The sequence below is a fragment of the Nocardioides solisilvae genome (assembly GCF_003194625.1).
GTDB lineage: Bacteria > Actinomycetota > Actinomycetes > Propionibacteriales > Nocardioidaceae > Nocardioides > Nocardioides solisilvae.
Map to the genome: position 1 here is coordinate 287,893 of NZ_QHKX01000004.1, position 20,504 is coordinate 308,396.

Consider the following 20,504-nt stretch of genomic DNA (forward strand, 5'->3'; position numbering starts at 1 on the left):
TCAGAAGAGCGAGTAGAGCTGGGCCAGGGGGAGCTCGGTGGCGGGGGCGGGCTCCACGCGCTCGCCGTCCACGTCGATCGCGAAGGTCTCCGGGTCGATGTCGATGGTCGGGCACACGTCGTTGTTGACCATGTCGGCCTTCCCCACGTCGCGCGTGTCGGTGATGCCGACGAGGCGGCGCGCCAGACCGAGCCGCTCGGCGAGCCCGTCGGCCAGCGCGGCGGGGGAGACGAAGGTGACGGCGTGGTCGCTGCCGTCGCCGTCGACGAGCGCGGGGCGCAGCAGCACCGGCTGCGGGGTGGGGATGGAGGCGTTGGGGTCCCCCAGCGCGCCGCGCACCAGGGCGCCGCCCTTCATCACGAGGTCGGGACGGATGCCGAAGAACCGGGGGTCCCACAGGACCAGGTCGGCCATCTTGCCCACCTCGACCGAGCCGACCTCGTGGCCGATGCCGTGGGCGACCGCGGGGTTGATCGTGTACTTGGCGACGTAGCGGCGGGCCCGCTCGTTGTCGGCGGGCAGCGACGTCCCGAGGCTGCCGCGCCGGAGCTTCATCACGTGGGCGACCTGCCAGGTCCGGCAGACCACCTCGCCGATCCGGCCCATGGCCTGGGCGTCGCTGGAGGTGACAGACATGGCACCCATGTCGTGCAGGACGTCCTCGGCCGCGATGGTGGTCGCCCGGATCCGGGACTCCGCGAAGGCCAGGTCCTCGGGGACCCGCGGGTTGAGGTGGTGGCAGACCATCAGCATGTCGAGGTGCTCGGCGACCGTGTTGACGGTGTGCGGGAGCGTCGGGTTGGTGGAGCCCGGGACCACGTGGGGGAGCGAGGCGACCTTCATGATGTCGGGCGCGTGCCCGCCACCGGCGCCCTCGGCGTGGAAGGCGTGGATGCTGCGGCCGCCGATCGCCGCGAGCGTCGACTCGAGGAAGCCAGCCTCGTTGAGGCTGTCGGAGTGCAGGGTCACCTGGAGTCCGTGCTCGGCGGCCGCCCGCAGCGCGGCGTCGATCGCGGCGGGGGTCGAGCCCCAGTCCTCGTGCACCTTGTAGGCGGCCGCCCCGGCGAGCGCCTGCTCCCGCAGGGCCTCCGCGCCGACGGTGTTGCCCTTGCCCATGAGCAGCACGTTGACCGGCAGCCGGTCCAGCGCCCGGTGCACGGTCCGCAGGTGCCAGGCGCCGGGGGTGACGGTCGTGGCCTTCGAGCCCTCGGAGGGTCCGGTGCCGCCGCCGCCCACGGTGGTGGTGCCCGTCGCCAGCGCCTCGTGCACCTGGGAGGTCGACAGGAAGTGGACGTGGACGTCGACCGCGCCGGCCGTGAGGATCCGGCCCTCGCCCGAGACGACGTCGGTGGAGGGGCCGATCACGAGGTCGGGGTGGACGCCGTCGGCGACGTCGGGGTTCCCGGCGCGGCCGAGCGCCACGATCCGTCCGTCCCGCACGCCGACGTCGGCGCGGACCACTCCCCAGTGGTCCAGCACGACGACGTTGGTGATGACCGTGTCGGGCACCCCTTCGGCGCGGCTGCGCGCCGACTGGGCCATCGACTCGCGGATCGACTTGCCGCCCCCGAAGACCGCCTCCTCGCCGCCGAAGGTCAGGTCCCGCTCGACCTCGATCCACAGGTCGGTGTCCCCGAGCCGCAGCTGGTCGCCGGTCGTCGGCCCGTAGAGGGCGGCGTACCGCTCTCGGGAGATCTCAACCATCCAGCGCACCGCCGTCCTTGCCGCGCTGGATCCCGGGGACCACGCGGCGGCCGCGCAGGGCCACGAGGTCGACGGTGCGCGAGGCGCCGGGCTCGAAGCGGCGCGAGGTGCCCGAGGGGATGTCCAGCCGGAACCCGTGGGCGGCCGCGCGGTCGAGGTCGAGCGCCGCGTTGGCGTCGGGGAGGTGCACGTGGGAGCCGACCTGGACGGGGCGGTCGCCGGTGTTGAGCACGACGAGCGTGAGCCGCTCGGCCTCGGTCCGGTCGGCGTTGAGCACGTGGGTGCCAGGGGCCGGGCGCAGGGCGCCGGGCCCGTGGGGGGAGGTGGTCATGCCTCTCCTCCTGTCAGGGTCTGGATGTGGGTCTGGACGTGGGCCTGGATGTGGGTCTGGGTGGCGGTCTGCCGGTCAGCTGATGGGGTCGTGCAGGGTGACGAGCTTGCGACCGTCGGGGAACGTCGCCTCGACCTGCACGTCGTGGAGCATCTCCGGCACGCCCGGCATCACCTGGTCACGGGTGAGCACCTCCCGACCCGCGGCCATCAGGTCGGGCACGGAACGTCCCTCGCGGGCGCCCTCGAGCACCCACGTGGAGAGCAGCGCCACGGCCTCCGGGTGGTTGAGCAGGACGCCGCGGGCCAGGCGGTCGCGCGCGACCATGCCGGCGACGGCGAGCAGCAGCTTCTCGGTGTCCGAGGGCGTCAGTCGCATCCCGGCCCCCTCAGACCGCCATCACGGCGCGCACGTCGGCGGCCGCGTGGTCGCCGGTGGACCCGTGCGCGACGACACGGCCCGCCGCCAGCACGTGGTACTCCTGGGTGGCCCGCAGCGCGAAGCCCACGTGCTGCTCGACCAGCAGGACGGAGAGGTCGCCGCGCCGGGTCAGGTCGGCCACGACGCGCTCGATCTCGGCCACGACGTTGGGCTGGATGCCCTCGGTCGGCTCGTCGAGGATCAGCATCCGCGGCCGGGTCAGCAGGGTGCGGGCGATGGAGAGCTGCTGGCGCTGGCCTCCGGAGAGCAGGCCCGCGCGCCGCCCGAGCAGGTCCCGCAGCGCCGGGAAGGTGTCGAGCACCTCGTCGATCGCGGCCCGGTCGCGGCGGGCGACCAGCTGGAGGTTCTCCAGCGTGGTCATCTGGCCGAAGGACTGCTGGCCCTGGGGGACGTAGCCGATCCCGCGGCGCACCCGCTGGTGCGGCCTGAGCCGGCTGACGTCCTCGCCGTCGAGGAGCACCCGGCCCGAGCGGAGCGGGAGCAGCCCGACCGCGGCCCGGAGCAGCGACGTCTTCCCGGCGCCGTTGTGGCCGACCACCGCGGTCGCCCCGCCGGCCGGCACGGTCAGCGAGACGCCGTGCAGCACCTCCGTGCGGCCGTAGGCCGCCACCACGTCCTGCAGCTCCAGCATCACGCCACCCCTTCCACGGTGTGCCCGAGGTAGACGCGCTGCACCTCGGGGTCGGCCCGGATCTCCTCGACCGTCCCGTGCGCCAGCACCCGGCCGGCGCTCATCACGGTGACGACGTCGGCGAAGTCGCGGACGAAGTCCATGTCGTGCTCGATCACCACGATCGTGCGCTCCTGGCCGATCCGGTGGAGCAGCTCGCCGGTCTCCCGGCGCTCCTCGGCGGACATGCCGGCGACCGGCTCGTCGAGGAGCATCACGCGGGCGTCCTGGACCAGCAGCATCCCGATCTCCAACCACTGCTTCTGGCCGTGGGAGAGCACCCCGGCGGGACGGTCGGCCTGCTCGGTGAGGCCGATGGTGGCGAGCGTCTCGTGGACCCGTTCCGGGACGCCGCGACGGCGGCGCAGCAGCGACCGCGCCCGGCGGTGCACCCCGCCGGCGATGTCGAGGTTCTGCAGCACGGTGAGCTCCTCGAAGACGGTCGCGGTCTGGAAGGTGCGGCCGATGCCGAGCCGCACGATGGCGTGCGACGGCCGGTCGAGCAGGTTCTGGTTGTCGTACGACGCCAGCCCGGTCGCCCGGACCAGCCCGGTGAGCGCGTCGACCAGGGTGGTCTTGCCCGCGCCGTTCGGCCCGATCAGGAAGTGGACCTGGCCCTGCAGGAGGGTGAGGTCCACCCCGTCGACCGCGACGAAGCCGTCGAACTCGACCCGGATGCCGCGCACCTCGAGGTAGTCACGTCCCGGGACGCTCATGCCGTCACCTCCTGGGGGGTGGTCGGGCCGGGTCGGGTGCGGTCGGACGCCGGGCGCTCCCTGCGCCGCCGGCCGCCAGGTGGACCGCCCACCCGGTGCCGCACGGAGGCGAGCGCGGAGAGCGCCTGGGCCAGGCCCCCCGGCAGCAGCAGGACCACGACCACGAAGAGGCCGCCCTGGAAGTAGGACCACGAGCCGGGGAAGGACTCCGACAGCGAGGTCTCGGCGTACCCGACCAGCAGCGCGCCGAGGGCGGGGCCGAAGAGCGAGGCACGTCCGCCCAGGGCGACCCCCGCGACCAGCGCGATGGAGGCGCCCACCCCGACGTCCTCGGGGGAGATGATGCCCACCACGGGGACGAAGAGCGCCCCGCCGACACTGGCCAGCACCGCCGCCAGCACGTAGGCGACCAGCTTGACGTTGGCCGGGTCGTGGCCCAGGAACCGGACCCGCTCCTCGGCGTCGCGGGTGGCGACGAGCAGCTCGCCGAAGCGGCTGCGGTGCAGCTGGGCCATCAGGGCGACGGAGGCGAGCAGCACACCGGCGGCCAGGAAGTAGAGCATCCGCTTGTTGACCGGGTCGTAGAGCGAGTAGCCGAAGAAGCTCTGGAAGTTGTTGAGGCCGTTGAAGCCGCCCGTGGTCTTCACCTGGCCGATGAGCAGGATCGCGAAGGCCGCGGTGAGGGCCTGGGAGAGGATGGCGAAGTAGGCGCCCTTCACGCGCCGCTTGAAGATGGCCGCGCCGAGGACGGTGGCCACGAGGACGGGCAGCAGCAGGATCGCCAGGAGGGTGACCACCGGGCTGCGGAACGGCTCCCACCAGACGGGCATCTCGCCGCCGGCGTAGAGGACCATGAAGTCGGGGACCTGGCCCGGCCCGGCGTCGGTGAGCTTGAGGTGCATCGCCATGGCGTAGCCGCCGAGGCCGAAGTAGAGGCCCTGGCCGAGCACCAGCATCCCGCCGCGGCCCCAGGCCAGCCCGATCCCGACGGCGGCGATCGCGTAGCAGCAGTACTTGGCCAGCAGCCCGAGCCGGAAGTCGCTCAGCAGCGCGGGGGCCAGGCCCAGCAGGGCCGCCGCCAGGGCGAGCCAGCCGAGCGCGGTGAGGAGCGTCGTACGGCGGCTCATGCCAGGCTCCTCGTCCGGACCGCGAAGATCCCCTGGGGGCGGACCTGCAGGAAGACCACGATCGCGAGGAAGACCACGACCTTGGCGATGCTGCCCGACGTGGCGTACTCGAGGAAGGCCTGCAGGACGCCGATCGAGAAGGCGGCGATGACGGTGCCCTTGAGCTGGCCGATGCCGCCGACCACCACGACGAGGAACGCCTCCACGATGTAGGAGGCGCCGATCGTCGGACCCGTGGAACCCAGCAGCGTGAGGGCCACCCCGGCGATGCCGGCGAGGCCGGAGCCGAGGAAGAAGGTGATCCGGTCGGTGCGACGGGTCGAGATGCCGACCGTCTCGGCGAGGTCGCGGTTCTCCACCGTGGCCCGCACCTGGCGGCCCAGTGCGGTGCGCCTGAGCAGGGCCAGGACGGCCAGCAGGCAGGCGACCGAGAGGAGCAGCAGGAAGAGCCGCGCCATCGGGAAGTCGTAGCCCAGGACCGGGACGGAGCCGCTCAGCCAGGAGGGGGAGGGGACGTCCTTGGCGGGGGCGCCGAAGACGTCGCGGGCCACCTGCTGCAGCACCAGCCCCACGCCGTACGTGACGAGGAGGGTGTCGAGCGGGCGGTGGTACATCCAGCGGATCACGCTCGCCTCGAGCACCACCCCCAGCAGCCCGCCGACGAGGAAGCCGACGGGGAGGGCGACCAGCAGCCCGAGCCCGGCGTCGCCGACGACGAGGTTGACGACGTACGCCGTGTAGGCGCCGGCCATCAGGAACTCGCCGTGGGCCATGTTGATGACGCCCATCTGGCCGAACGTCAGGGTCAGGCCGACCGCGATGAGCAGCAGGACCGCACCGGCCGAGAGGCCGGTGAAGACCTGGGACACGAAGACCTCCACGGGGCGTGCCTCCTTGGGTCGTAGGGAAGGGGGCCGGGGCGCGGTGCGGACCGCGCCCCGGCCGTGCGGGTCAGGGGGTCACTCGCCCTCCCACCACGCGTAGCCCTCGAGGAACGGGTCGGGCTCGATCGGGCCGTCGGAGCTCCAGACAGTCTCGATGAGGCCGTCCTCGCGGATCTGGCCGATGAGGGCGGTCTTGGCGATGTGGTGGTTCTCGCCGTTCACCGTGACCGTGCCCTCGGGAGCCTCGAAGGTCACGCCGTCGGCGGCCGCCACCACGTCGTCGACGTCGAAGGAGTCGGCCTTCTCGACCATCCCCTTCCACAGGTGGAGCGAGGTGTAGGCCGCCTCCATGGGGTCGGAGGTGACGGCCTTGGCGCCGTTGGCCTCCTTGAACGCGGCGACGAACTCCTCGTTCACCGGGGTCTCGAGGGTCTGGTAGTAGTTCCAGGCGGTGTACTGGCCGACCAGGTTGTCCACCCCGACCCCGGGGACCTCCTCCTCGGCGATCGAGACGGAGACCACGGGCATCGACTCGGCGGTGAGGCCCTTGCCCTTGTACTCCTTGAAGAAGGCGACGTTGGAGTCGCCGTTGAGGGTGTTGAAGACGGCGTCGGCGCCGGCGGCCTTCACCTTGTCGACCACGGTGCCGAAGCTCGTGGAGCCCAGCGGCTGGTACTCCTCGCCGAGGACCTCGATGCCGTGCTCCTCGGCGTACGCCTGGATGATCGCGTTGGCGGTGCGCGGGAAGACGTAGTCGGAGCCGACCAGGAAGATCGACTCGATCCCCTTCTCGTCCTTGAGGTAGTCGAGCGCGGGGATGATCTGCTGGTTGGTGGTGGCGCCGGTGTAGAAGATGTTCTCCGACGCCTCGAGGCCCTCGTACTGGACCGGGTAGAAGAGCAGCGCGTCCTTGCCCTCGAAGACCGGCAGCATCGCCTTGCGGGAGCTGGAGGTCCAGCCGCCGAAGACGGCGGCGACGCAGTCCTGGTCGATGAGCTTGGTGGCCTTCTCGGCGAAGACGGTCGGCTCGGACTGACCGTCCTCGCTGACGATCTCCAGCTGCTTGCCCAGGACGCCGCCGTCGGCGTTGATCTCCTCGGCGGCCATCGACAGCGACTTGAAGACCGTGGTCTCGCTGATCGCCATCGTGCCCGACAGGGAGTTGAGGAAGCCGATCTTGACGGTGTCGCCGTCGGTCTCCACGCAGGACTCCGCGGCGTCGGCGGACTCGCCGGCCTTGGCGCCGCAACCCGCGAGGGCTCCGGCCAGGGCGGCCACGCTGAACGCGGCGGTGATGGTGCGGGTTGTTCTCGAGTTCACGGCGTCTGACCCTCTCGTCGTACACCCGGCGCTGACCGACGGGCATGGTTCCGGGAGCCCCAGCCGGCCCCCGCTGCTCCCCGGTGTCGACCCGGGAACGGCGACGAGTCTCGTGACGTCGTGTTTCGTGCTGCGGCGTGGTCCGGTGACGCCGGTGTAACAGCGCGTTTCGGGTTGACGACGGGGGTCGGGCGAGTGGGACCCACCACCGGTGGGGGTGCGGATGCGCTAGTGCCACGTGGTGAACACGGGGCGTGGGCGGAGGGCCGTCCCCTAGGGTCGGAGGCGTGAGCACTCCCGAGGTCGAGCCCACCGACCGCAAGATCCTCAGCCTGCTGGCCGCTGACGGGCGGATGTCCTACACCGACCTCGGCAAGGCCACCGGCCTCTCCACCTCGGCCGTCCACCAGCGGGTGAAGCGGCTCGAGTCGCGCGGCCTGATCCTCGGCTACGGCGCCACCGTCGACCACCGGCAGCTCGGCCGCCCGCTCACGGCGTTCATCTCGATCACCCCCCTGGACCCCTCCCAGCCCGACGACTACCCCGAGCGGATCGCCGGCATCGAGGAGGTCGAGTCGTGCTGGTCGGTGGCCGGCGACGAGTCCTACATCCTCAAGGTCCGGGTCGGCACCCCCTCTGACCTCGAGGAGCTGCTCGCCCGTGTCCGTTCCGCGGCCGGGGTCAGCACCCGAACCACCATCGTCCTCTCCACACCCTTCGAGAACCGCCCCCTCACCTCCCCCTGACGCCAGCCGGTGCCTCGGGCCCCGTTGGATCCCCGCTCAGGCGGGGATCGCTGAAGTTCGTGCCCCGTGCACGCCCCGCCAATCCGCAGGAGTCCGCGCCAAGTTCGGCCGAGACGGACCAGGGCGTCAGGCCCTCACCCGCGCGAAGACCATCCGCAGCCGCGCCGCCGTCTCGTCCCGCCGCTCGAGGTCGGCCCATCCGAGGCGGAAGCACAGCCAACCGGTGAGCTGGCAGATGCGCTCCTCTCGCCGCTTCTCGTGCAGCAGGAACTGTTCGAGCGACTCGCCGGGACGCCGGAACATCCGGTACTTGATGGTCCCGTCGAACTCGACAAAGACACCGTGATCCGGGAAGGCGAAGTCGACCCGGCCGATCAACCGTCCGTCCTGGTCCCGGATCTCGTGCTGGGGCACCGGCTGCGGGAAGCGGTGCTCCCAGAGGAAGTACGCCGTCCGGGTCTCGCCGACCGACTCCAGGCGCGGGTCCGCCAACCGGCAGACCAGGTGGGCGTTGAGGCTCGACGGCCAGTACCGCCGCTCGTGGCAGAGAGCCGCGAACTTCTCCGGCTCGATCAGCCGCGTGCCCATCAGCCCGTTGACGGTCACGAGGGCCTGCTCGACCGTGCCCAGCGTCGCCACCTCGAAGGCGCAGCGTGTGGGGGAGGTGACGGGGACACCGTTCTGGGTCATGACCTCGTCGAGGGGGAGCACCCCCCGGTGGTGCACCACCCCGGCCTCGCGTCGCCCAGCACCGTCGTCCGTGCGTGTGGTGTGGACCTCCTCCAGCCCGAGTCCCCAGACGGGGGCACCCCACTCCAGGGCGGCGGAGACGTGGCTGAGGACGGCGTTCGGGTGCGCGGTGGCCAGGACCGCGCGCGAGCACAGCCGGGCCCGGTCCGCTGCCCCGAGGCTGTCCCAGACCTGCCCGGCCACGTAGGCCCCGCGGCGTACCCGAGCCCACTCGCCGGCGCGCACGCGCCCGGCGATCTGGTGGTCGGAGTAGCCGCGGGCCAGGGCGTCCCTGCGCAGGAAGACGAGGCCGCTGAGGTCGAGGAGGGGTGAGGTCGGCATGGCCCCCACGTTGGCGACTCGCCGCGACCGGCGTCCCGCGCGCGGCGACGCCTGTGGAGGAACGAGGTCACGGATGAGGCTGTGGACGTGACCTGGCTCGGACTCCTGCGGGTTGGCGGGGCGTGCACGGGGCGCGAACTTCGGCGATCCCCGCCTGAGCGGGGATCCCCGAGGGCCCCGTCAGTAGGCCTGGAGGGCGGCGGTACGGCGGGAGGCGGCGGCGACCTCGGCGGCGCGCAGGCTGCCTTCGTCGAGGCGGCCGTGCTCCTCCCACCACTGCTGGCCGGCGGCGGGGAGGGTGTGGATCGGGTCGTAGTACTCGTAGTGCCGCGAGAGAGCCTCGGGGTCGGCCGCCTCGAGGCTGGTGCGGTAGTTCTTCGTCCAGTAGGAGATGCCGCGCTCGGTGTCGTAGTCGGCGAGCTGGTGCACCCACCGCTTGCCGACGAAGGGCACGTCGCAGACGATCCGCGGCGTGGCGAAGCCGGGCAGGTAGCCCATCAGGTGGTGCTGGAGGCGCTGGGCGTCGGCGACGGAGACCCGCCAGTGCTCCGAGAACGGGATCATGTCGCACATGTAGAAGTAGTACGGCGTGACCTGGGCGCCGTCGAGCAGCGCGAAGCAGAGGTCGAGCAGGGCGTGCGGGTCGGCGTTCACGCCGTTGAGCAGGACGCCCTGGTTGCGGACGTCGCGGAGGCCGGCGTCCAGCATCGCCCGCGACGCCTCGGCCACGAGCGGCGTGATCGAGTGCGCGTGGTTGGCGTGGGTGTGCATCGCGAGCTGGACGCCGCGGGAGCGGGCCAGCGAGGCGACCCGGGCCACGCCGTCGACGACGTCGGGCTGCAGCCAGTGCTGGGGGAGGCCGACCAGGGCCTTCGTGGCGAGCCGGACGTCGCGGATGTTCTCGATCTCGAGCAGCTCGGTGAGGAAGGCCTCGAGACGGGGCCACGGCATGTTGGCGACGTCGCCGCCGGAGACGACCACGTCGCGCACCTGCGGGGTGCGGCGCAGGTAGTCGAGCATGTCGCCGAGCCGGTCGTTCGGCTTGGCGACGAACTTCAGCTTGTCGACGACGGGGGTGGAGTTGCCGACCAGGTCCATCCGCGTGCAGTGGCCGCAGTACTGCGGGCAGGTGGGCAGCAGCTCGGCGAGCACCTTGGTGGGGTAGCGGTGGGTGAGCCCCTCGGTGGCCCACATGTCGTGCTCGTGGAGGGAGTCGCGGGTGGCGTGGGGGTGGGAGGGCCAGTCGGTGCGGCGGTCGGAGAAGACCGGGAGCATGTAGTGCCGGACGGGGTCGGCGTAGAAGGCGTCCGTCATGGCGCCGGGGCGGCCGGGGGCCGAGGCCGGCACCATCGTGTTCATCATCTGCGGCGGCACCAGCATCGACATGGTGGCGCGCTCGCGCTGGTCGCGCTCGAGGTCGTCGTAGAAGCGCTCGTCGAGCTGGTCGCCCATGAGCTCGCGGAGCTGGCGGACGTTCTTGACGCAGTGCGCGCGCTGCCACTGCACCGAGCGCCACTGCTCCGCGGTGACGTCGCGCCAGCCGGGGAAGCGGGACCAGTCGGGCTCCACGAGCTCGGCTCGGCGGTAGGCGTAGGGCTGGCCGGTGGTGAGGCCGATCGCGGTCTCGATGCTCATGGCGCTCCTTCGGTGCGGGGCGGCGTCTGGGCGGGTCCCGGGGGTCCGGGTCGCGTGCGGGGGCGGCGCGTCGGTTGTGAGGCACGTCGCACTTCTGCCAGAGTAGGAGGAGAATGTACGGCGTGTCTAACGGCACGCCGCAAGATTTCCCGTCACAGGGACGTGAGGAGTTGGTTTCGCCCATGCTGGCTGCCCAGGAGAGACGCGCCGACCCGGTGGGGCTCCACCGCGTCCTGGAGCCCGCCGGCGTGCTGCCCCAGGCGGCCGCCCGGCTGGACACCCGCCGAGAGCTGTGGACCGACGAGGTGCGGGTCCGGGTGGAGAAGCTCAACCTGGACGCCGCCTCCTTCCGCCAGCTGGAGACGAAGCACGCCGGGGACGGCGCGGCGGTGCGCGCCGAGGTGCTCGAGATCGTCCGGAGCCGCGGCAAGATGCAGAACCCCGTCACGGGCTCCGGCGGCATGCTGGTCGGCGTCGTCGAGGAGGTGGGGGAGGAGTCGCCCCTCGGTCTCCGGGTCGGCGACCGCGTCGCGACCCTGGTCTCGCTCACCCTCACCCCGCTCGTCGTCGAGGACGGGCTGGCCCGCTGGGACGGGCGCAGCGAGCAGGCGCCCTGCGACGGCTGGGCGATCCTCTTCGGCCGCTCCGTGGCCGCGGTCCTCCCCGAGGACCTGCCGCGCGACCTCGCCCTGGCGGTGATGGACGTCTGCGGCGCCCCGGCGCTGACCAGCCGGGTGGTGCAGGGGTACGACGCGCCCGTGGTCGCCGTCGTCGGCGGGGCCGGCAAGTCCGGCAGCCTGAGCCTCGCCGCGGCCCGGGAGGCAGGCGCGCGCCGCACCGTCGGCGTCGTCCCCCACGAGGCGGAGGCGGAGGCCCTGCGCCGCAGCGGGCTGGCCGACGTGGTCGCCGTCGCGGACGCCCGCGACCCGGTCGCGCTCCGCGCCGCGGTGCTGGAGGCCGGGGGGCCGGCCGACGTGACCGTGGTCTGCGTCGACGTGCCGGGCTGCGAGGGGGGAGCCGTCCTGGCGACCGCGGAGGGCGGCACGGTCGTCTTCTTCTCCATGGCCACCTCCTTCTCCGCCGCCGCCCTGGGCGCCGAGGGGCTGGCGGCCGACGTGACGATGCTCGTCGGCAACGGCTACGTCCCCGGCCACGCCGACCTCGCCCTCGGGCTGCTGCGACGCCACGACGGCGTCCGCGCCCTCTTCGAGAGCCGGCTCGGATGAGCGCCCCCGCGCCCCGTCGCCTGCTCGACCTCCCGGTCGACCAGGTCGACCGTGCCCGCGACCTGGCCGCCCGGGCCGGGCAGCCGATCGTCGACCTGGCTCGGCGGCACACCACCGTCTCGGTGGAGCGTGCGACGCTGCGCCTCGCGGGCCTCGGCGGGTCGGACCCCGACGGCATCCCGTGGGTCAACCGCCTCACCGACGCCGTGCGGGCCGACCTGCACGACGACGGCGGGCTCGCCCACGGAGTGAGCCTGCCCGTCTGGGACGCCCTGGTCCGCGGCGAGGCCGAGGACCTGGCCACCCTCGCGCAGAAGGCGGGCGCCGGCTCCGTCCGGTTCCGGGTCCCGGCCGGCGAGGACGCCCGACGCGCGGGGGAGGCCGCCCGCGCCGCGGTCGGAGCCGGCGTACGCCGCCTGGACGAGCGCCGCGCCGAGCGCGAGCGCCTCGTGGCCGAGGTGGGCGACGCCCCCCGCAAGCCGTGGATCTACCTCATCGTGGCCACCGGCGACATCCACGAGGACATCCCCCAGGCGCAGGCCGCGGCCCGCGCGGGAGCCGACGTGATCGCCGTGATCCGCAGCACGGGGCAGTCCCTGCTCGACTACGTCCCCGAGGGGGCCACCCGCGAGGGGTTCGCCGGCACCTACGCCACCCAGGAGAACTTCCGGCTGATGCGGGCCGCCCTGGACGAGACCAGTCGCGAGCTGGGGCGCTACGTCCGGCTCACCAACTACGCCTCCGGGCTGTGCATGCCCGAGATCGCGGCGCTGGCGGGCCTCGAGCGGCTCGACATGATGCTCAACGACTCGATGTACGGGATCCTCTTCCGCGACATCAACCCCGTCCGCACCTTCGTCGACCAGCGGTTCAGCCGCCAGGTCCACGCGCGGGCGGGCATCATCATCAACACCGGTGAGGACAACTACCTGACCACGGCCGACGCCGTCGAGGCGGCCCACACGGTGACCACCAGCCAGCTCCTCAACGAGTTCTTCGCCCGTGAGGCGGGGCTCGAGGACTGGCAGCTGGGCCTGGGGCACGCGTTCGAGATCGACCCCGCGGTCCCGGAGTCGTTCCGGCTCGAGCTGGCGCACGCCCTGCTCGCCCGGGAGCTCTTCCCGGACGCGCCGCTGAAGTGGATGCCGCCGACCCGTCACATGACCGGCGACGTCTTCCGCGGCTACCTGCTCGACGGCTTCTTCAACCTGGCGGGGGCGCTGACCGGGCAGGGCATCCTCCTGGTCGGGATGATGACGGAGGCCGTGGTGACGCCGTGGCTCTCCGACCGCGACCTGGCGCTGCAGAACGTCCGCTACGTCCTCGACTCCGCCGGCAACCTCCACGAGGACTTCGTGCCGGCCCCCGGGGGTCTCATCCACCGCCGCGCCCGCGAGGTGCTGGGCGAGTCGGTGGGGCTCCTGGAGCGGATCGTCGACGAGGGGCTGCTCGCGGCGATCGCCGACGGCACCTTCGGCCTGATGAAGCGCCCGGCCGACCGCGGTCGGGGCCTGGACGGGGTGGCCGAGAAGGCCGAGGGCTACGTCAACCCCGCCACCGAGCTCCTCGAGGGAGGGCAGCCGTGATCGTCCGACCCTACGGGGACACCACCGGCGACGGGATGGTGCAGCTCTCCTTCACCCTGCCCCTCGAGCACTCCAAGGTCGCCGAGGGGGCGGCCGAGCAGCTCGCCCGCAAGATGGGGATGGAGCCGGCGATGGTCGTGCACGCGCGACCGGTCGGCGAGGGGTTCACGTTCTTCGTCGTCTACGGCCGGGTCCACCACCTGGTCGACACCTCGCAGGTGGAGGTCGTGGAGCGCGACTACCCGTTGCTCACCCCGGCTGAGGTCAACGCCGAGGTGAAGCGCGGCCTGCGACGCCGGCTCGTCGTGGTCGGCGCCTGCATCGGCACCGACGCCCACACCGTGGGGATCGACGCGATCCTCAACATCAAGGGGTTCGCGGGGGAGAAGGGGCTCGAGTACTACCGCGAGCTCAAGGTGGTCAACCTCGGCGCGCAGGTCTCCGTGCCCGAGCTGGTGCGGGCCGCGCAGGACGAGGGCGCGGACGCCGTGCTCGTCTCCCAGGTCGTCACGCAGCGCGACGCCCACCTGCTCAACACCCGCGAGATGTCCGCCGCCTTCCGGGAGGCGTTCCCCGACGAGCGTCGCCCCCTGCTGGTGGTGGGCGGACCGCGCTTCGACGAGAAGGCGGCGGCGGAGCTGGGGGTCGACCGGGTCTTCTCCCGCGGGACCACGCCCGGCGAGGTCGCGTCGTTCCTCGTCCACCGGCTCACCGAGAAGGAGACCGCCTGATGTCCCAGCAGCCCCTGCCGCCGGCCGCCGAGCGGGTGGGCGAGACCGTCGTCCACCGCCGCTACGTGCCCTACTCCCACGCCCACTACGCCGGGAACCTCGTCGACGGCGCCTGGTCGCTCGGCCTCTTCGGCGACGTGGCGACCGAGATGTGCATCCGCACCGATGGCGACGAGGGCCTCTTCGCGTCGTACTCCGACGTGCAGTTCCGCGGCCCCGTCCGCGCCGGGGACGTGGTCGAGGTCCGGTGCCGCCTGGTCCGCGCCGGCAGCCGGTCGCGCGAGATGGAGTTCGAGCTGCTGGTGGTGGCTCGTGGCGCTGCGACCGCCGACGATCCGGGGGCCAGCCACCTCCTCGCGGAGCCCCTCGTCGTGACCACCGCCCGGGGCACCGTGGTGGTCCCGCCGCGTCCCGCGGGCTGACCCGCCGGGACGGTCGTCCCGCCCTCGGCGTGTCGCGCACGTTGTCCGAAGGACCGGTTGACACGGGGCCCCGAACCGTCACAGAGTGCCGTGTCCGCCTGTGCAGATCGTCGTCGGCGGACCGACGTCCGGGTGAGCGGGTTGGCGGGTGGGGCACCACCATCCGACCCACCTGGTTCACGGAGGTCGGTCCCGCCACGGCGTGGGTGGGCGCGGGAGGGGCGGCACCGCCTTAGACAACTTCTCGCCGGTCACCTCCAGTGGCCGTCGCGTCGGTCCGAAGCGTGGCCGTCCCTCCCGTCCTCCTGCCCCGCCCGCGTGCCCGGTCACCGGGTAGGTTGGCGCCGTGCTGCTCCGCTCCCTGGTCGCCGGTGGGGCGGGTCTGCTGCTGGCCCTGGCCTCGGAGCCGGTCGGGTGGGCCCTGCTGACGCCCGTGGCGGTCGCGCTCGTGGTGCTCGCGGTCCGCGGCGCCCGCGCCCGGACCGCCTGGCTGCCCGGGCTCGCCTTCGGCGCGGCCTACTACTTCACCCTGCTGTGGTGGATGCGCGCCGTCGGCTGGGACGCCTGGCTCGCCCTCGCGGGGGTGCAGGCCGTGCTGACGGCACCGCTGGGGAGCGTCCTGGCGCTGGTGGGCCGCCTCCGTGGCTGGCCCGTGTGGTCGGCCCTGTCCTGGGTCGCGGTCGAGACGGTGACCGGTGGCTGGCCCTTCGGCGGCATGCCGTGGGGGCGGCTCTCGTACGCCGTCGCCGACACGTGGTGGGCCGCGGCGCTGCCCTGGCTCGGGTTTACCGGCGTCAGCCTCCTGCTGGCCGGGACCGGGGCCGCCCTGGCCTGGTGCTGGGCGGCACGTCCCTCGGTACGCCGCGTCATCCCCGTGGCCGTCGCGCTTGCCGCGGCGACGGCGTGGGGGCCCCTCGTGCCCTGGGCGCCGGGGGAGGAGGGCACGGTGCGGCTCGCCGTCGTGCAGGGCGACGTCCCCGGGAGCGGGGACGACCTCGTCTCCGTGCACCGCGAGGTGACGCGCAACCACGTCGAGGCGACCGTCGACCTCGCCGGCCGGGTGGCCAGGGGCGAGGAGGAGCCGCCCGACCTCGTCCTGTGGCCGGAGAACTCCACGGCCGTCGACCCGTTCCGCGACGTCGAGGTGCGCACAGGCATCGAGCGCGCCGTCGGGGCGGTCGGCGTGCCCGTCCTGGTGGGCGCGATGACCGACGCCGAGGAGCCCGACGCCGTCCTCAACCAGGGGATCCTGTGGGACCCGGTGACCGGGGGAGGGGACCGCTACACCAAGCGGCACCCCGTGCCCTTCGGCGAGTACATCCCCTGGCGCGACACCGTCTTCACGGGCAACTTCGGCAAGCTCGAGCTGATCGCGAGGGACATGATGAGCGGCACGCGCTCGACCCCGCTGCGGGTCGGCGACACCCTGGTGGCCGACGCGATCTGCTTCGACGTCGCCTACGACGACGCGATCCACGAGCAGCTGAGGTCCGGGGGAGAGCTCCTGGTGGTGCAGACGAGCAACGCGATGTTCATCCGGACCCACCAGATCGAGCAGCAGTTCGACATCACCCGGCTGCGCGCGCGCGAGACCGGGCGGGCCGTCGCGGTCGCGGCCACCAACGGGGTCACCGGCGTGGTCGCCCCCGACGGCCGGGTGCTCGCCGAGGCCGAGCCGCGGACCACGAGCGTGCTGGTCCAGGAGGTGCCGCTCTCGTCGCGGACCACCCCAGCCGTGGCGCTGGGTCCGTGGCCGGGCAGGCTCGCCGTGGGGCTGTCCGTCCTGGGCTGTGCGATCGCCGCCCGGCGCCGTCGCAATGCCCTATGCTCGCCCGGGCACGCCGCCGCCCCGTCCGCCAGCTGAGGAGTTCCCGCGTGGCCCAGACACCGTCCGGTCGCACCGTCATGGTCGTCCCGACCTACAACGAGGCGGCCAACCTCGAGTGGATCGTCTCGCGCCTGCTCCGGGCGCAGCCCGAGGTCCACGTGCTCGTCGTGGACGACGACTCGCCCGACGGGACGGGCAAGCTGGCCGACGAGCTCGCCGCCGGGGACGAGCGGGTCCACGTGCTGCACCGCACGGAGAAGGCAGGTCTCGGGGCGGCGTACCTCCACGGCTTCCGCGTGGCCCTCGACCTCGGCTTCGACGTGATCGGCGAGATGGACGCCGACGGCTCCCACCAGCCGGAGCAGCTCCAGCTGCTGCTCGACGCCCTCGCCGCCGGTGCCGACCTCGTGATCGGCTCCCGCTGGGTCCCGGGCGGGTCGATCGTCAACTGGTCCAAGGGACGCGAGCTGCTCTCGCGCGGGGGCAACCTCTACACCCGGATCCTGCTGGGCATGCCCGTCCGCGACGCGACGGCGGGCTACCGGCTCTTCCGGCGCACCACGCTCGAGGCGATCGACCTCGACGCCGTCCAGTCCACCGGCTACGTCTTCCAGACCGACATGACCCACCGCACGCTGCGTGCCGGGCTCAGCGTGGTCGAGGTGCCGATCGAGTTCGTGGAGCGCGAGCGCGGCGACTCCAAGATGAGCCGCAAGGTGGCCACCGAGTCGCTGCGCCGGATCACGGTGTGGGGCCTGAGCGAGCGCCGCGCCCAGCTCTGCCGCCTCAGGCACCGTGCTTCATGATGGAGGCATGAGGTCCGGTCGTCGCGTCCCGCTGTGGTTGCCGTTCGTCCTGCTCGTCGCCCTGCCCCTGGTGGAGCTCTGGGCGCTGATCCAGGTGGGCCAGGTGATCGGGGCCTGGTGGACGGTCGTGCTGCTGCTGGTCATGGGGTTCGCCGGCGGCTGGCTCATCCGGCACGAGGGGCTCCGGGCCTGGCGGGCGCTCGCCGAGACGCTGTCGCAGGGGCGCATGCCGCACCGCGAGCTGGCCGACGGTGCGCTGATCGTGCTGGCGGGTGCCCTCATGCTGACGCCGGGGTTCGTCACCGACGCGATCGGGGTGCTGCTGATCCTGCCCGGGACCCGGGGGATCGCCCGGCGGGCCCTCACCGGCGCCCTGGCGCGCAAGCTGCTCGTGCCTCCTCACGCACGTCGCCCCGGCGCCGGGCCCGAGGGCCCGGTCGTCCGGGGCGAGGTCATCGATCCCTGAGGGGACCGGAGGCCGTCAGGCCGAGCGCACGCGCTTCTTGGCGTTGGCCCGGTGGAGGTGTGCCGGGCCGATCTCGCCGCCGCGCAGCAGCTCGAGGCGCTCCTTGAGGATCTCCTCGAGCTCCTTCTCGGAACGCCGCTCCAGGAGCATGTCCCAGTGGGTGCGGGCGGGCTTCTCGACCTTCTCCTCGGGGAGGATGCCGGCGGTGCTCAGCGCCTCCGCGCCGCAGCGCGGGCACTCCCACACGGCCGGGATGTCGGCCTCGTCGGACATGGTGATCTCGAACTCGTGGCCGGCCTGGCAGCGGTACCCGACCTGCTGACGAGCCGCGAACTCGATCCCGCGCTCGTCCTCGAAACTCTGCCCACCGAGTCGTGCGCCACGCAACGTGCGCTCCGCCATCGAGCCACCTCCAGAAGTCTTGATCCATGGGCCCGCTGTCCGCGGGTTGCCGGACGGCGTCCGGCCGCCCTGGGTGTGGGCAGCCGCCGTCGTTCTGGGTTCAACCGTAGCCAGTCGCTCCGCATTCCATGCACGGGGCATACCCAATGTGGGGCATGGCACGTCCATGAGCATGCCACGTCACGCTCGTCAGGCGGCGGGAACCTCCGCGACCAGCGCCGAGTCCTCGCGCGTGCCGCCGCGGACGGGCAGCAGCAGCGCCAGCCCGAGCCCCAGGACCGCCAGGATGCCGAGGATGCCCCAGTGCATGGCGTCGTCCTGGTCGGCCACCCCGGTGACCGCCGCCCCCAGGGTGATGGCCAGCGACCACGCGGCGGGGGAGAGGACGTTGGCCACGCGACCGGTGGTCGCGTAGAGGCCGAAGATCTCGCCCTCCTCGCCCTCGGGGATGAGCCGGGCCAGGAAGGTGCGGGAGGCGGACTGCGCCGGCCCGACGAAGATGCAGAGCACGAGGCCGAAGACCCAGAACATGAGGGTCCCCTGGTCGTGCAGGAGGAACACGCAGCTGCCGGCGACGATCATGGCGCCCAGGGAGAGGACGATCACCGGCTTCGGGCCCAGGCTGTCGTCGAGGACGCCGAAGGCGATGGTGGCGATCCCGGCCACGACGTTGGCAGCCACGCCGAAGATGATCACGTCGCCCGCCGAGAAGCCGAAGGCCCCGGCCGCCAGCACGCCGCCGAACGTGAAGACGCCGGCCAGCCCGTCGCGGAAGACGGCGGAGGCCAGCAGGAAGCGCGCGGTGCGACGGTCGTCGCGCCACAGGTCGCGGATGGTGCCGAAGAGGTGGCGGTACGAGTCCACGAAACCGGCCCTGGCCTCCGTGGCCCCCGTGGCCTCCGTGGCCCCCGTGGCCCCGAGGTTCCCGTCCCGGCTCGCCTCCCGCGGCGCGTCGCGCAGCGTGAGGATCACGGGCAGGCTGAAGAGGGCGGTCCACACCGCGCACACGAGCATGGAGACACGAACGTCCATGCCGTCCTCCGAGGTGATCCCGAAGAGGCCGACCTCGGGGTTGATCAGCCCGAAGTAGACCGCCAGCAGCAGGACGATGCCCCCGATGTAGCCCAGGCCCCAGCCCAGCCCGGAGATCCGGCCGACGGTCTGCGGGGTCGAGATCTGGTTGAGCATCGCGTTGTAGTTCACCTGGGCGAGCTCGAAGAAGACGTTCCCGACGGCCAGCAGGCCCAGCCCGAGCCACAGGTAGTCGGGGGAGGGGCGGACGAAGAACATGCCGAGGGCGCAGAGCACGACGAGCCCGGTGTTGACCGCGAGCCAGAAGGTACGCCGTCCGGACCGGTCGGCGCGCTGCCCGCTGACCGGCGCCGTCACGACGACCACCAGCCCCGCGAGGAAGATGGCCCAGCCGAGCTTGCTGGCCGCACCGTCCCCGAAGTCGTCGGAGGTGAGGTAGACGGTGAAGACGAAGGTCGTGATCACCGCGTTGAACGCGGCCGAACCCCAGTCCCACAGGCTCCACGCCACCACCGGCCACGTGAGTCCTCGTGAACCCTGCGCCATCTAGCTCTCCCTCCACAGCCCGCGCTCGCGCAGGACGTCCCTGAGTATGTCGGTGCGGTCGGTCATCAGCCCGTCGACGCCCCGGTCGAGCAGCTGCGCCATCTCGTCGGGGTCGTCGACCGTCCACACGTGGACGTGCACCCCGGCGGCGTGGGCCCGCCGGACCAGGCCGGGGGTGACGATCCGCAGCGGGCCCCGGGCGTGCGGGACCTGCAGCGCGCGGCAGCGGGGGGCCAGGCGGCGCGCCAGGCGGGCGCTGGGCAGGAGCCTGAAGGCGACCACCTCCCAGGGGTGCGCCGACGTGGCCACCCGGGGTGCCAGCCGCCGGAAGGCGCGCAGCCGTCGCGCGGAGAAGGAGCCGACCATCACCCGGTCCTCGGACCCTGTCTCCGCCAGCAGCCGCGCGAGCGGCCCGACGGCGGCGTCGGCCTTCAGGTCGATGTTGAAGCGCGCCGTCGGGAACGCCTCGAGCAGCTCGGCCATCCGCGGGATGCGCTCCCGGTCGTGCACGAGCGCCTGCCGGACCTCCTCCCAGGTCGCCTGCGCCACCGGGCCCGTCCGGTCACTGACCCGCTCCAGCACGGCGTCGTGGAAGGCGAGGAGGACGCCGTCACAGGTGACGTGGACGTCGGTCTCCAGGTAGCGGTAGCCGAGCGCGACCGCGTGGGCGAAGGCGGCGCGGGTGTTCTCCAGGCCTTCGAGCTCGGGGTGGTAGGCGCCACCCCGGTGCGCGAACGCCAGCACCGGGCCCCCGTCGTCCAGGTAGGCCACCCCCGTCGCTCGCGTCACGGGGGAAGTAAACACGAGGTCCCGG

At 72.8% G+C, this 20,504-nt stretch carries 21 protein-coding genes; 8 read left to right on the forward strand and 13 right to left on the reverse strand.

Features of this window, described 5'->3' with window-relative positions; translation table 11 throughout:
• The 8 genes from DNK53_RS16680 to urtA form a co-directional block, all read right to left on the reverse strand.
• Positions 1–1,704 carry an urease subunit alpha gene (locus tag DNK53_RS16680; RefSeq protein WP_110183593.1) on the reverse strand — a complete coding sequence of 568 codons (1,704 nt, stop codon included), beginning with the start codon at positions 1,702–1,704 and terminating at the stop codon, positions 1–3.
• The gene (gene ureB, locus DNK53_RS16685) at positions 1,697–2,035 is read right to left on the reverse strand and encodes an urease subunit beta (protein ID WP_110183439.1); all 339 of its coding nucleotides are present in this window, start codon (positions 2,033–2,035) and stop codon (positions 1,697–1,699) included. The genes DNK53_RS16680 and ureB overlap by 8 nt, the downstream gene beginning before the upstream one ends.
• Positions 2,036–2,110: 75 nt before the next feature.
• A complete protein-coding gene (locus DNK53_RS16690; RefSeq protein WP_110183440.1) occupies positions 2,111–2,413 on the reverse strand; it encodes an urease subunit gamma in 303 nt (100 codons plus the stop codon).
• Positions 2,414–2,423: 10 nt separating this feature from the next.
• The gene (gene urtE / locus DNK53_RS16695; RefSeq protein WP_110183594.1) at positions 2,424–3,107 is read right to left on the reverse strand and encodes an urea ABC transporter ATP-binding subunit UrtE; all 684 of its coding nucleotides are present in this window, start codon (positions 3,105–3,107) and stop codon (positions 2,424–2,426) included.
• Positions 3,107–3,862, reverse strand: coding sequence for an urea ABC transporter ATP-binding protein UrtD (urtD, locus tag DNK53_RS16700; protein ID WP_110183441.1), 756 nt, complete (start codon positions 3,860–3,862; stop codon positions 3,107–3,109). The genes urtE and urtD overlap by 1 nt, the downstream gene beginning before the upstream one ends.
• A complete protein-coding gene (gene urtC / locus DNK53_RS16705; RefSeq protein ID WP_110183442.1) occupies positions 3,859–4,989 on the reverse strand; it encodes an urea ABC transporter permease subunit UrtC in 1,131 nt (376 codons plus the stop codon). Before urtC ends, urtD begins: the two co-directional genes overlap by 4 nt.
• Positions 4,986–5,870: an urea ABC transporter permease subunit UrtB gene (gene urtB / locus DNK53_RS16710; protein ID WP_110183443.1), complete on the reverse strand. Its 885-nt coding sequence runs from the start codon at positions 5,868–5,870 to the stop codon at positions 4,986–4,988. Before urtB ends, urtC begins: the two co-directional genes overlap by 4 nt.
• A gap of 78 nt (positions 5,871–5,948) precedes the next feature.
• Positions 5,949–7,193, reverse strand: a complete 1,245-nt coding sequence (gene urtA, locus DNK53_RS16715; RefSeq protein ID WP_110183444.1) for an urea ABC transporter substrate-binding protein — start codon at positions 7,191–7,193, stop codon at positions 5,949–5,951.
• A 287-nt stretch (positions 7,194–7,480) separates the two neighbouring features.
• Here urtA and DNK53_RS16720 point away from each other — a divergent pair, with 287 nt between their 5' ends.
• Complete coding sequence (locus DNK53_RS16720) at positions 7,481–7,939, forward strand: Lrp/AsnC family transcriptional regulator (protein ID WP_110183445.1); 459 nt, start codon at positions 7,481–7,483, stop codon at positions 7,937–7,939.
• Between the two features lie 126 nt (positions 7,940–8,065).
• Here the strand turns inward: DNK53_RS16720 and DNK53_RS16725 are convergent, their stop codons facing one another.
• Both DNK53_RS16725 and DNK53_RS16730 read right to left on the reverse strand, forming a co-directional pair.
• Complete coding sequence (locus DNK53_RS16725) at positions 8,066–9,010, reverse strand: type IV toxin-antitoxin system AbiEi family antitoxin domain-containing protein (protein WP_110183446.1); 945 nt, start codon at positions 9,008–9,010, stop codon at positions 8,066–8,068.
• Between the two features lie 180 nt (positions 9,011–9,190).
• Positions 9,191–10,645 (reverse strand): KamA family radical SAM protein, encoded by a 1,455-nt coding sequence (locus tag DNK53_RS16730; protein WP_110183447.1) that lies wholly within the window; start codon positions 10,643–10,645, stop codon positions 9,191–9,193.
• A gap of 182 nt (positions 10,646–10,827) precedes the next feature.
• On the opposite strand from DNK53_RS16730, the gene kdd reads away from it, so the two are divergent.
• The 7 genes from kdd to DNK53_RS16765 all read left to right on the forward strand — a co-directional run bounded on the left by kdd (position 10,828) and on the right by DNK53_RS16765 (position 17,710).
• A complete protein-coding gene (gene kdd / locus DNK53_RS16735; protein WP_110183448.1) occupies positions 10,828–11,871 on the forward strand; it encodes an L-erythro-3,5-diaminohexanoate dehydrogenase in 1,044 nt (347 codons plus the stop codon).
• Positions 11,868–13,457 (forward strand): lysine 5,6-aminomutase subunit alpha, encoded by a 1,590-nt coding sequence (gene kamD / locus DNK53_RS16740; protein WP_110183449.1) that lies wholly within the window; start codon positions 11,868–11,870, stop codon positions 13,455–13,457. The genes kdd and kamD overlap by 4 nt, the downstream gene beginning before the upstream one ends.
• Positions 13,454–14,188 carry a lysine 5,6-aminomutase subunit beta gene (gene kamE / locus DNK53_RS16745; RefSeq protein WP_239456608.1) on the forward strand — a complete coding sequence of 245 codons (735 nt, stop codon included), beginning with the start codon at positions 13,454–13,456 and terminating at the stop codon, positions 14,186–14,188. The genes kamD and kamE overlap by 4 nt, the downstream gene beginning before the upstream one ends.
• Positions 14,188–14,610: a 3-aminobutyryl-CoA ammonia lyase gene (gene kal, locus DNK53_RS16750; RefSeq protein WP_110183450.1), complete on the forward strand. Its 423-nt coding sequence runs from the start codon at positions 14,188–14,190 to the stop codon at positions 14,608–14,610. The genes kamE and kal overlap by 1 nt, the downstream gene beginning before the upstream one ends.
• Before the next feature lie 346 nt (positions 14,611–14,956).
• Positions 14,957–16,474: an apolipoprotein N-acyltransferase gene (lnt, locus tag DNK53_RS16755; protein ID WP_110183451.1), complete on the forward strand. Its 1,518-nt coding sequence runs from the start codon at positions 14,957–14,959 to the stop codon at positions 16,472–16,474.
• A gap of 41 nt (positions 16,475–16,515) precedes the next feature.
• Positions 16,516–17,244, forward strand: coding sequence for a polyprenol monophosphomannose synthase (locus DNK53_RS16760; protein WP_239456624.1), 729 nt, complete (start codon positions 16,516–16,518; stop codon positions 17,242–17,244).
• Between the two features lie 7 nt (positions 17,245–17,251).
• Entirely contained in the window at positions 17,252–17,710 is a 459-nt protein-coding gene (locus tag DNK53_RS16765; protein WP_110183453.1) for an FxsA family protein, read from the forward strand.
• Between the two features lie 15 nt (positions 17,711–17,725).
• Here DNK53_RS16765 and DNK53_RS16770 read toward each other — a convergent pair whose 3' ends face one another.
• The 3 genes from DNK53_RS16770 to DNK53_RS16780 all read right to left on the reverse strand — a co-directional run bounded on the left by DNK53_RS16770 (position 17,726) and on the right by DNK53_RS16780 (position 20,479).
• Positions 17,726–18,112, reverse strand: coding sequence for an RNA polymerase-binding protein RbpA (locus DNK53_RS16770; RefSeq protein WP_110183454.1), 387 nt, complete (start codon positions 18,110–18,112; stop codon positions 17,726–17,728).
• A 189-nt stretch (positions 18,113–18,301) separates the two neighbouring features.
• Complete coding sequence (locus DNK53_RS16775; protein WP_110183455.1) at positions 18,302–19,690, reverse strand: MFS transporter; 1,389 nt, start codon at positions 19,688–19,690, stop codon at positions 18,302–18,304.
• Entirely contained in the window at positions 19,691–20,479 is a 789-nt protein-coding gene (locus DNK53_RS16780) for a glycerophosphodiester phosphodiesterase family protein (protein ID WP_239456609.1), read from the reverse strand.
• Between the last annotated feature and the right edge of the window lie 25 nt (positions 20,480–20,504).

Coding starts and splice junctions, on each gene's coding strand:
- DNK53_RS16765 (WP_110183453.1), top strand. CDS start 17,252: ATGAGGTCCGGTCGTCGCGTCCCGCTGTGGTTGCCGTTCGTCCTGCTC.
- DNK53_RS16770 (WP_110183454.1), bottom strand. CDS start 18,112: ATGGCGGAGCGCACGTTGCGTGGCGCACGACTCGGTGGGCAGAGTTTC.
- DNK53_RS16730 (WP_110183447.1), bottom strand. CDS start 10,645: ATGAGCATCGAGACCGCGATCGGCCTCACCACCGGCCAGCCCTACGCC.
- kamD (WP_110183449.1), top strand. CDS start 11,868: ATGAGCGCCCCCGCGCCCCGTCGCCTGCTCGACCTCCCGGTCGACCAG.
- DNK53_RS16775 (WP_110183455.1), bottom strand. CDS start 19,690: ATGGCGCAGGGTTCACGAGGACTCACGTGGCCGGTGGTGGCGTGGAGC.
- DNK53_RS16760 (WP_239456624.1), top strand. CDS start 16,516: ATGGTCGTCCCGACCTACAACGAGGCGGCCAACCTCGAGTGGATCGTC.
- DNK53_RS16690 (WP_110183440.1), bottom strand. CDS start 2,413: ATGCGACTGACGCCCTCGGACACCGAGAAGCTGCTGCTCGCCGTCGCC.
- urtE (WP_110183594.1), bottom strand. CDS start 3,107: ATGCTGGAGCTGCAGGACGTGGTGGCGGCCTACGGCCGCACGGAGGTG.
- kdd (WP_110183448.1), top strand. CDS start 10,828: ATGCTGGCTGCCCAGGAGAGACGCGCCGACCCGGTGGGGCTCCACCGC.
- DNK53_RS16725 (WP_110183446.1), bottom strand. CDS start 9,010: ATGCCGACCTCACCCCTCCTCGACCTCAGCGGCCTCGTCTTCCTGCGC.
- DNK53_RS16680 (WP_110183593.1), bottom strand. CDS start 1,704: ATGGTTGAGATCTCCCGAGAGCGGTACGCCGCCCTCTACGGGCCGACG.
- ureB (WP_110183439.1), bottom strand. CDS start 2,035: ATGACCACCTCCCCCCACGGGCCCGGCGCCCTGCGCCCGGCCCCTGGC.
- urtD (WP_110183441.1), bottom strand. CDS start 3,862: ATGAGCGTCCCGGGACGTGACTACCTCGAGGTGCGCGGCATCCGGGTC.
- kal (WP_110183450.1), top strand. CDS start 14,188: ATGTCCCAGCAGCCCCTGCCGCCGGCCGCCGAGCGGGTGGGCGAGACC.
- urtC (WP_110183442.1), bottom strand. CDS start 4,989: ATGAGCCGCCGTACGACGCTCCTCACCGCGCTCGGCTGGCTCGCCCTG.